Source organism: Borrelia puertoricensis (assembly GCF_023035875.1).
GTDB classification, from domain to species: domain Bacteria; phylum Spirochaetota; class Spirochaetia; order Borreliales; family Borreliaceae; genus Borrelia; species Borrelia puertoricensis.
Map to the genome: position 1 here is coordinate 1 of NZ_CP075390.1, position 10,202 is coordinate 10,202.

General features: G+C 25.9%; 11 protein-coding genes. 6 read left to right on the plus strand and 5 right to left on the minus strand.

The window, feature by feature from the left end; translation table 11 throughout:
• Positions 1–33 precede the first annotated feature (33 nt).
• Genes bpuSUM_RS07275 through bpuSUM_RS07285 form a run of 3 tightly spaced genes read right to left on the minus strand, consistent with a single transcriptional unit; the run spans position 34 to position 1,549 of the window.
• The gene (locus bpuSUM_RS07275; RefSeq protein WP_247067338.1) at positions 34–549 is read right to left on the minus strand and encodes a chromosome replication/partitioning protein; all 516 of its coding nucleotides are present in this window, start codon (positions 547–549) and stop codon (positions 34–36) included.
• A 44-nt stretch (positions 550–593) separates the two neighbouring features.
• Positions 594–1,361 (minus strand): ParA family protein, encoded by a 768-nt coding sequence (locus tag bpuSUM_RS07280; RefSeq protein ID WP_247067347.1) that lies wholly within the window; start codon positions 1,359–1,361, stop codon positions 594–596.
• On the minus strand, positions 1,358–1,549 hold the full coding sequence (locus bpuSUM_RS07285; RefSeq protein WP_247067350.1) for a hypothetical protein: 192 nt from the start codon (positions 1,547–1,549) through the stop codon (positions 1,358–1,360). Before bpuSUM_RS07285 ends, bpuSUM_RS07280 begins: the two co-directional genes overlap by 4 nt.
• A gap of 520 nt (positions 1,550–2,069) precedes the next feature.
• On the opposite strand from bpuSUM_RS07285, the gene bpuSUM_RS07290 reads away from it, so the two are divergent.
• Complete coding sequence (locus bpuSUM_RS07290) at positions 2,070–2,648, plus strand: plasmid maintenance protein (RefSeq protein ID WP_247067352.1); 579 nt, start codon at positions 2,070–2,072, stop codon at positions 2,646–2,648.
• Between the two features lie 1,441 nt (positions 2,649–4,089).
• Here bpuSUM_RS07290 and bpuSUM_RS07295 read toward each other — a convergent pair.
• The gene (locus tag bpuSUM_RS07295; RefSeq protein WP_247067360.1) at positions 4,090–4,713 is read right to left on the minus strand and encodes a hypothetical protein; all 624 of its coding nucleotides are present in this window, start codon (positions 4,711–4,713) and stop codon (positions 4,090–4,092) included.
• Positions 4,714–5,489: 776 nt separating this feature from the next.
• Here bpuSUM_RS07295 and bpuSUM_RS07300 point away from each other — a divergent pair.
• Complete coding sequence (locus bpuSUM_RS07300) at positions 5,490–6,113, plus strand: hypothetical protein (protein ID WP_247067360.1); 624 nt, start codon at positions 5,490–5,492, stop codon at positions 6,111–6,113.
• A gap of 1,438 nt (positions 6,114–7,551) precedes the next feature.
• Here the strand turns inward: bpuSUM_RS07300 and bpuSUM_RS07305 are convergent.
• Positions 7,552–8,130 carry a plasmid maintenance protein gene (locus tag bpuSUM_RS07305; RefSeq protein WP_247067352.1) on the minus strand — a complete coding sequence of 193 codons (579 nt, stop codon included), beginning with the start codon at positions 8,128–8,130 and terminating at the stop codon, positions 7,552–7,554.
• Positions 8,131–8,347: 217 nt separating this feature from the next.
• Between bpuSUM_RS07305 and bpuSUM_RS07310 the strand changes: the two genes are divergently transcribed.
• Genes bpuSUM_RS07310 through bpuSUM_RS07325 form a run of 4 tightly spaced genes read left to right on the plus strand, consistent with a single transcriptional unit; the run spans position 8,348 to position 10,169 of the window.
• Positions 8,348–8,578, plus strand: coding sequence for a hypothetical protein (locus bpuSUM_RS07310; protein WP_247067362.1), 231 nt, complete (start codon positions 8,348–8,350; stop codon positions 8,576–8,578).
• A 2-nt stretch (positions 8,579–8,580) separates the two neighbouring features.
• Positions 8,581–8,844, plus strand: coding sequence for a hypothetical protein (locus bpuSUM_RS07315; protein ID WP_247067371.1), 264 nt, complete (start codon positions 8,581–8,583; stop codon positions 8,842–8,844).
• Entirely contained in the window at positions 8,841–9,608 is a 768-nt protein-coding gene (locus bpuSUM_RS07320) for a ParA family protein (protein ID WP_247067347.1), read from the plus strand. The genes bpuSUM_RS07315 and bpuSUM_RS07320 overlap by 4 nt, the downstream gene beginning before the upstream one ends.
• 45 nt (positions 9,609–9,653) lie before the next feature.
• Entirely contained in the window at positions 9,654–10,169 is a 516-nt protein-coding gene (locus bpuSUM_RS07325) for a chromosome replication/partitioning protein (protein ID WP_247067338.1), read from the plus strand.
• Positions 10,170–10,202: the final 33 nt, after the last annotated feature.

The following is a 10,202-nucleotide window of genomic DNA, read 5'->3' on the forward strand; positions in this document are numbered from 1 at the left end:
TATATAATTAATTTTTAGTACAAAATTAATCAATTATATCATAAATGATTCCCAATTATCTAACAAATATTCAAGCAAAAATTTCTCAAGCTTCTGCTTGTTTTTCACAAGAATCAATTGTTTCTCCTTATCCTCTAAATTAAATCTAACAATAACGGGTTTACACTCTGAAGGACTTCTCTTAACTCTTATATCATTAATAATTTTATTCAAAGAGCTCTGCATAAAATCTTGCTCACTTACATTTTCATTTTCTAAATAAGCACCGATTTTAATATATCTATATATCATAGTTCTACTAAACTTATAATCTAAACAAAACTCATAAAAATTATCATACCCATCAAATCTGTATAATTTATTCTTCTTTATCTCATAAAGAGCCTTGGCTAATTCCAGTTTATTAACAACTTCCTCTAAAGTCCGGGCTTTAATTTCCTCTTTAAGTTGTCTATATCTTGATCGAGCCTTTTCTTTATCGGAAATATCCTCAATTTGAGTGACATCGCCCACCCTGCTTTTAATAGTATTAAGTATATCCATCTTCATCTTCATTCTTCAACATAAATATTTGTAAACTGGTTTACAAATATTTATGTTGTTTTTATATTTTCAATACCTTCAATAACTTCAGCAACCTTTAAATATTCATTATAATACCGTTCGCTCTCCTGAGGCTCTAATCTATAAGTAACCATCTTCTGAATAGCAACACTTCTGTGAATTTTAATCGGAACATATTCTTGATAAAGTTGTTGTAAGCTATAAAAAAATTCTTTCTTTATTTTTCTATTTTCCTCGTAAAGAGTTTGAATAACATAATAACTCTTAAAATCCTGTTTCTGATAAGCACTAATAATCTCTTGCATTTTACTTTTCAAAATATCATAACTTTCAATAGCCCATAGCTCTGCTGGTAAAGGAATAACAACCTTAGTCGCAATCATCAAAGAATTAATAAGCTCTTTATTAACCGATGGAGGAGTATCAATTAATATATAATCATAATTATCGAAATAAGGGGTCAAAATCGTTTTCAACTTATACTCCTGCCCAATAATATTCTCTCCTGAAAATTGAGAAAGCTTAATATGCGATGGAGCAAAGTGCAAATTATCTGTTATTTCATGAACAATACTCATAAAAGACTTTTTAGACTTTAATACTTCGTAAATATTATATTCCCTTATGTCGATTTTGTTTTCAAAATAAGGAAGAAAATAAGAAGTAACACTGGCCTGAGAATCAATATCTATAAGTAAAGTTTTATACTTTTTAGAAAAAATAAATCCCAACATTATTGCTGTTACACTCTTACCAACTCCACCCTTAATTGAAGAGATTGTTATAATATCTCTCACCCCATACCTCTAGAATCTAAACACTTAAACCTTTTATCATAAAAAAGTTTATCTAAATTATCTTCAGCAATTAAGAATTCCTCAGACAAAGAATTAACAACACCAATATCTTTTGCCTTAATTGAGATATTAAGCTTTTTAATCTTATTTTTTATTGTAAAATAAGAAATATTATTAATTTTAGCCAAAAAAAGAGGAGTATAATATTTTTTTCCCTCATATTCAATGAAAAATTTTTCAAATTTGTTGTCTCTGCCAAACTCAACTACCTTTTTGCAATTCTTTCTTTAGCTTACTTTTAATAAGATTTTGGGCTTCTTCACTTAAAAGCAACTCCCTTTTCTTAAAAAACAAGTCTTTAGAAGAAATTACACCTTCAATTTTATTTTTTTAATATATCTCGAAAGATAAGAAGAATCACTATATCCCATCTCCTTTGAAAATTCTTTCAAATTCTTTAAAGAGTTTAAAAATTTTAATGTAATTCGCACAACATTCTATCTCCTAAATAAGTTTTCATTAATAGCACAAATTATAGTCTAATATAACTAACTTTATTATAAACTATGAACATCATTTTGTAAATCAAATTGACAAAATAATTTTTTTAGTATATATATATATTATGCTGATTTTGTTTTTTAAAAAAAGAGACAAAAAAGACCTAAAAATCAAGGTCTTAAACAAACTGAAATAAAGGATAAATCGATGAAAAATTTAAATTTATTTTTATATAATAACAGTAAACTCAAAAAAAATCAAGTTAGACTAATAAAAATAATCTCCATCTTAAAATATCTAAACAAAAACAAGTTAGGGTATAACCAACAAGACATACTTAACTTAGCTAACTTTTTTTTAAAAAAAGAGGGTTACGCGATCATTAAAATGAAAACATTACAAAAAGATTTGGGCTTCCTCAAAAAAAACAATGTAATAAAAACATTCATAATAAGACTTGGGGAATACAAAGGTTCAAAAATAAAGTACATGCCAAAAAGAAATGCATATCAAATATTAAAGCAAATACTCAATTCAACAGAAGAACTATTAGAAAGAACATTCAATATTATATATAAACTAAGCAAACAGGAAAAAATCAAAAATAAAACAGAGCAAAAAAATAGAACAAAAAATAGCAGTGTATATAATAATATAAATAATAATATAAATAATAAGAAAAAAACGATAATAGAAAACAATAAACAACCACAAACAATAGAAAAGATATTAGAAAAATACATGTTACACAAGGGTAAACAACAAAAAAAGACTACCAAGATATAAGGATACAGAGAAAAAATTAATAAATGAGCTAAAAAAAAAAGAAAGAAAAATAATTACAAGTATAAAATTAAGAATTTTTTCAAAAACCTAATATACTTTGTAATAGCTAAAAATTTGTCAGAAAGAACATAAAACCAAACACACTAACAAAAACAAAAAAACTTCTTTACATTAAATAGACAAACTTTTTAAATTGAAAATAAAAAATTTATACAAATAATTAAAATGACACATTACTTTTAAAGTAATCTCAATAAGAGATAAAGGTTATTCTCTCACCGAAGAAGTACCTTTGTTAAGGTATTATAAATTTCACAAGAGAATTAATATCATTATAACATTATAATTCCTGCAAAGATCATATTAAAGTCATTACTAAAGATCCAGTAAAACACACTCATACTGCCTTAAAGACAAAGGGATTTAAAAGTACAGAGATTATCTATAAATCACAGAAATATTGCCTCTATAAATAGAAATATCACCTTTATCCCCCCAACTTTTTTCAGAAAATAAATGAGGACTAAAATCAAGCAATTACTTGTCAGATTCATAAACCTCTAATTGTCTCTTGATAAGTAAAGATTATTATAATTGATGTGTATACCTCCTTGAGGTATAAAGGATTTTAAAAAACACTTGTAGAGAAAATTTTTTGAGTGAAAAATCTATGTATGAAATAAATAATCTTCTTCCGTTATACAAATAAAAAGAAAACCCCTTGGGGAAGGGGATTATTTAAAAGAATGTATGGTATGAAGTAAATATTGATAATAAATTCTTTTAATTTTAAAAAAGGAGAATATTTAATAATTAATTATTAGTTCAAAAATTAACCATTTCAAGTTTTTCTAAAATATTGCTTAAAATTTTAGATAGATATACTAATATTGATCAATAATCGTAAGATTTCAACTCATATAAGTATTTACCACTTTAATGACAGATTACTTGCAAGTGAAATATTGATAATTTGCCTTATATTTATTTTGAGAGATGAGGACAAGAAGTCTTAACTATAATTTTTGAATATGTTGGGAATTAAGATAGACTATTATATTCTTAATTTGAAATCTCTTCTATTAAGAATAAGTTTTACTTAGAATACAAGAAAAGAAAGCCCCTACTCCTACGTCTTGTTTTTGGAGAGGATTGATAGGAGTGTTGGGGACTGTTGATAGAATGCTTTCTACCGCATTTATATCTGTTTATAATATTATTTTATTTTTTTAATTTTGTAAATATTTTTAAATAATTTTATTATATTCAATTACAAGACCGAATATTCACATAATATTGAAGCAATTGCCGTTGCAAGTAAGTATAAATAAGTTAATAATAGTTAATATTTGTAAGTTATTACCGATTTTTACCATTGCAAATTTAGGATGTATTTTGATTAAATACACTGCACCTTATTATCTTGCGTTAGAAATCATGATCAAGGTTTTTTTATTGCTTGTAAGAGTCTCATTTGACCCGTTTGCAATGAAGAAATTTTTCTTCTTCTATTTCTACAGTTTAATTCTTGATTTATTTTTTTATTCAATTCTTGCATTTTTTTAATCTCTAAGGCACTTGGTTCATAGTCGATCCATTTTTTGTCTATCCACCCTTTTTCCCATTCATAATAGCCTTCATTGTAGTTAGTTCTATTAAACTCATCGAAATGTCTTGAAAGTGCTGATATTAATTTTGCACCATACTGGAGCATTTTATCTGTTTCTATCTTTGAGATAAATTCATCATATCCATAGGTTTTACCCGTTTGCATATTGATAATATCAACAATTAATTTAAAGGTATTTATGCAATTCATTGCAATATTACCAAATGGAAGATCCGGACTACTTAAGCACTTGATGTTGATCTCATATTTACTCTTTAAACTTCTAGGTATTTTGAAGAAATCGACTATAAATCCATTAACTTTGGCTTTGTAATTTGCCTCATACTGAGAATCGCCGAAAAAGGTTTCTCGATTACCTTCGGTCATATGATTATCATAATTCAACATCATAGGCAACTTTTTTTCTTGAATATTATCTTGTTTAGTATTTTCCATCCCATATCCTTTTTAGATCAAAAAGTTTTGATTTGATCTCATACATTATTATAATATATATTAAATAAGAATCGATACAAATGGCTGGTGATTTTTTTAGTATGAATTTTTTGTTTGCTTAAAATAAGCTTAACACTCCTTTACCCGGAATCATTATTTTTTATATTTGATATTGTTTTTTTGCTGGTTTGTGGTAAATTTAATTTATCTTTAACCTTTAACCATTTATAAGAAGCTTTGAGCAATCAATTTTCTCAGAGCTTCTTATTGCTTTTACTACACAGTACTAATATAGTACCAATGATAGATAGTCTATTTAAATATATTGTCTTACGGGTAGTTTGTTTGACCATAAAGACTCAAAAGAGTAAGACATACGTCAACAGTATAGCAGCGCATAAATATCTGCTCATAGAGAACTTTTTCTAAAAAAATTATAACCAATTCAAATTTATCAGTTTTACAATAATTAAACTATGTACTATATTAGTACTGTGTAGTAAAAGCAATAAGAAGCTCTGAGAAAATTGATTGCTCAAAGCTTCTTATAAATGGTTAAAGGTTAAAGATAAATTAAATTTACCACAAACCAGCAAAAAAACAATATCAAATATAAAAAATAATGATTCCGGGTAAAGGAGTGTTAAGCTTATTTTAAGCAAACAAAAAATTCATACTAAAAAAATCACCAGCCATTTGTATCGATTCTTATTTAATATATATTATAATAATGTATGAGATCAAATCAAAACTTTTTGATCTAAAAAGGATATGGGATGGAAAATACTAAACAAGATAATATTCAAGAAAAAAAGTTGCCTATGATGTTGAATTATGATAATCATATGACCGAAGGTAATCGAGAAACCTTTTTCGGCGATTCTCAGTATGAGGCAAATTACAAAGCCAAAGTTAATGGATTTATAGTCGATTTCTTCAAAATACCTAGAAGTTTAAAGAGTAAATATGAGATCAACATCAAGTGCTTAAGTAGTCCGGATCTTCCATTTGGTAATATTGCAATGAATTGCATAAATACCTTTAAATTAATTGTTGATATTATCAATATGCAAACGGGTAAAACCTATGGATATGATGAATTTATCTCAAAGATAGAAACAGATAAAATGCTCCAGTATGGTGCAAAATTAATATCAGCACTTTCAAGACATTTCGATGAGTTTAATAGAACTAACTACAATGAAGGCTATTATGAATGGGAAAAAGGGTGGATAGACAAAAAATGGATCGACTATGAACCAAGTGCCTTAGAGATTAAAAAAATGCAAGAATTGAATAAAAAAATAAATCAAGAATTAAACTGTAGAAATAGAAGAAGAAAAATTTCTTCATTGCAAACGGGTCAAATGAGACTCTTACAAGCAATAAAAAAACCTTGATCATGATTTCTAACGCAAGATAATAAGGTGCAGTGTATTTAATCAAAATACATCCTAAATTTGCAATGGTAAAAATCGGTAATAACTTACAAATATTAACTATTATTAACTTATTTATACTTACTTGCAACGGCAATTGCTTCAATATTATGTGAATATTCGGTCTTGTAATTGAATATAATAAAATTATTTAAAAATATTTACAAAATTAAAAAAATAAAATAATATTATAAACAGATATAAATGCGGTAGAAAGCATTCTATCAACAGTCCCCAACACTCCTATCAATCCTCTCCAAAAACAAGACGTAGGAGTAGGGGCTTTCTTTTCTTGTATTCTAAGTAAAACTTATTCTTAATAGAAGAGATTTCAAATTAAGAATATAATAGTCTATCTTAATTCCCAACATATTCAAAAATTATAGTTAAGACTTCTTGTCCTCATCTCTCAAAATAAATATAAGGCAAATTATCAATATTTCACTTGCAAGTAATCTGTCATTAAAGTGGTAAATACTTATATGAGTTGAAATCTTACGATTATTGATCAATATTAGTATATCTATCTAAAATTTTAAGCAATATTTTAGAAAAACTTGAAATGGTTAATTTTTGAACTAATAATTAATTATTAAATATTCTCCTTTTTAAAATTAAAAGAATTTATTATCAATATTTACTTCATACCATACATTCTTTTAAATAATCCCCTTCCCCAAGGGGTTTTCTTTTATTTGTATAACGGAAGAAGATTATTTATTTCATACATAGATTTTTCACTCAAAAAATTTTCTCTACAAGTGTTTTTTAAAATCCTTTATACCTCAAGGAGGTATACACATCAATTATAATAATCTTTACTTATCAAGAGACAATTAGAGGTTTATGAATCTGACAAGTAATTGCTTGATTTTAGTCCTCATTTATTTTCTGAAAAAAGTTGGGGGGATAAAGGTGATATTTCTATTTATAGAGGCAATATTTCTGTGATTTATAGATAATCTCTGTACTTTTAAATCCCTTTGTCTTTAAGGCAGTATGAGTGTGTTTTACTGGATCTTTAGTAATGACTTTAATATGATCTTTGCAGGAATTATAATGTTATAATGATATTAATTCTCTTGTGAAATTTATAATACCTTAACAAAGGTACTTCTTCGGTGAGAGAATAACCTTTATCTCTTATTGAGATTACTTTAAAAGTAATGTGTCATTTTAATTATTTGTATAAATTTTTTATTTTCAATTTAAAAAGTTTGTCTATTTAATGTAAAGAAGTTTTTTTGTTTTTGTTAGTGTGTTTGGTTTTATGTTCTTTCTGACAAATTTTTAGCTATTACAAAGTATATTAGGTTTTTGAAAAAATTCTTAATTTTATACTTGTAATTATTTTTTCTTTCTTTTTTTTAGCTCATTTATTAATTTTTTCTCTGTATCCTTATATCTTGGTAGTCTTTTTTTGTTGTTTACCCTTGTGTAACATGTATTTTTCTAATATCTTTTCTATTGTTTGTGGTTGTTTATTGTTTTCTATTATCGTTTTTTTCTTATTATTTATATTATTATTTATATTATTATATACACTGCTATTTTTTGTTCTATTTTTTTGCTCTGTTTTATTTTTGATTTTTTCCTGTTTGCTTAGTTTATATATAATATTGAATGTTCTTTCTAATAGTTCTTCTGTTGAATTGAGTATTTGCTTTAATATTTGATATGCATTTCTTTTTGGCATGTACTTTATTTTTGAACCTTTGTATTCCCCAAGTCTTATTATGAATGTTTTTATTACATTGTTTTTTTTGAGGAAGCCCAAATCTTTTTGTAATGTTTTCATTTTAATGATCGCGTAACCCTCTTTTTTTAAAAAAAAGTTAGCTAAGTTAAGTATGTCTTGTTGGTTATACCCTAACTTGTTTTTGTTTAGATATTTTAAGATGGAGATTATTTTTATTAGTCTAACTTGATTTTTTTTGAGTTTACTGTTATTATATAAAAATAAATTTAAATTTTTCATCGATTTATCCTTTATTTCAGTTTGTTTAAGACCTTGATTTTTAGGTCTTTTTTGTCTCTTTTTTTAAAAAACAAAATCAGCATAATATATATATATACTAAAAAAATTATTTTGTCAATTTGATTTACAAAATGATGTTCATAGTTTATAATAAAGTTAGTTATATTAGACTATAATTTGTGCTATTAATGAAAACTTATTTAGGAGATAGAATGTTGTGCGAATTACATTAAAATTTTTAAACTCTTTAAAGAATTTGAAAGAATTTTCAAAGGAGATGGGATATAGTGATTCTTCTTATCTTTCGAGATATATTAAAAAAAATAAAATTGAAGGTGTAATTTCTTCTAAAGACTTGTTTTTTAAGAAAAGGGAGTTGCTTTTAAGTGAAGAAGCCCAAAATCTTATTAAAAGTAAGCTAAAGAAAGAATTGCAAAAAGGTAGTTGAGTTTGGCAGAGACAACAAATTTGAAAAATTTTTTCATTGAATATGAGGGAAAAAAATATTATACTCCTCTTTTTTTGGCTAAAATTAATAATATTTCTTATTTTACAATAAAAAATAAGATTAAAAAGCTTAATATCTCAATTAAGGCAAAAGATATTGGTGTTGTTAATTCTTTGTCTGAGGAATTCTTAATTGCTGAAGATAATTTAGATAAACTTTTTTATGATAAAAGGTTTAAGTGTTTAGATTCTAGAGGTATGGGGTGAGAGATATTATAACAATCTCTTCAATTAAGGGTGGAGTTGGTAAGAGTGTAACAGCAATAATGTTGGGATTTATTTTTTCTAAAAAGTATAAAACTTTACTTATAGATATTGATTCTCAGGCCAGTGTTACTTCTTATTTTCTTCCTTATTTTGAAAACAAAATCGACATAAGGGAATATAATATTTACGAAGTATTAAAGTCTAAAAAGTCTTTTATGAGTATTGTTCATGAAATAACAGATAATTTGCACTTTGCTCCATCGCATATTAAGCTTTCTCAATTTTCAGGAGAGAATATTATTGGGCAGGAGTATAAGTTGAAAACGATTTTGACCCCTTATTTCGATAATTATGATTATATATTAATTGATACTCCTCCATCGGTTAATAAAGAGCTTATTAATTCTTTGATGATTGCGACTAAGGTTGTTATTCCTTTACCAGCAGAGCTATGGGCTATTGAAAGTTATGATATTTTGAAAAGTAAAATGCAAGAGATTATTAGTGCTTATCAGAAACAGGATTTTAAGAGTTATTATGTTATTCAAACTCTTTACGAGGAAAATAGAAAAATAAAGAAAGAATTTTTTTATAGCTTACAACAACTTTATCAAGAATATGTTCCGATTAAAATTCACAGAAGTGTTGCTATTCAGAAGATGGTTACTTATAGATTAGAGCCTCAGGAGAGCGAACGGTATTATAATGAATATTTAAAGGTTGCTGAAGTTATTGAAGGTATTGAAAATATAAAAACAACATAAATATTTGTAAACCAGTTTACAAATATTTATGTTGAAGGAATGAAGATGAAGATGGATATACTTAATACTATTAAAAGCAGGGTGGGCGATGTCACTCAAATTGAGGATATTTCCGATAAAGAAAAGGCTCGATCAAGATATAGACAACTTAAAGAGGAAATTAAAGCCCGGACTTTAGAGGAAGTTGTTAATAAACTGGAATTAGCCAAGGCTCTTTATGAGATAAAGAAGAATAAATTATACAGATTTGATGGGTATGATAATTTTTATGAGTTTTGTTTAGATTATAAGTTTAGTAGAACTATGATATATAGATATATTAAAATCGGTGCTTATTTAGAAAATGAAAATGTAAGTGAGCAAGATTTTATGCAGAGCTCTTTGAATAAAATTATTAATGATATAAGAGTTAAGAGAAGTCCTTCAGAGTGTAAACCCGTTATTGTTAGATTTAATTTAGAGGATAAGGAGAAACAATTGATTCTTGTGAAAAACAAGCAGAAGCTTGAGAAATTTTTGCTTGAATATTTGTTAGATAATTGGGAATCATTTATGATATAATTGATTAATTTTGTACTAAAAATTAATTATATA

Bases quoted from the DNA above. Each gene is read 5' to 3' on its own strand.
- bpuSUM_RS07300 (WP_247067360.1), top strand. From the start codon at position 5,490: ATGGAAAATACTAAACAAGATAATATTCAAGAAAAAAAGTTGCCTATG.
- bpuSUM_RS07290 (WP_247067352.1), top strand. From the start codon at position 2,070: ATGAAAAATTTAAATTTATTTTTATATAATAACAGTAAACTCAAAAAA.
- bpuSUM_RS07275 (WP_247067338.1), bottom strand. From the start codon at position 549: ATGAAGATGGATATACTTAATACTATTAAAAGCAGGGTGGGCGATGTC.
- bpuSUM_RS07305 (WP_247067352.1), bottom strand. From the start codon at position 8,130: ATGAAAAATTTAAATTTATTTTTATATAATAACAGTAAACTCAAAAAA.
- bpuSUM_RS07295 (WP_247067360.1), bottom strand. From the start codon at position 4,713: ATGGAAAATACTAAACAAGATAATATTCAAGAAAAAAAGTTGCCTATG.
- bpuSUM_RS07325 (WP_247067338.1), top strand. From the start codon at position 9,654: ATGAAGATGGATATACTTAATACTATTAAAAGCAGGGTGGGCGATGTC.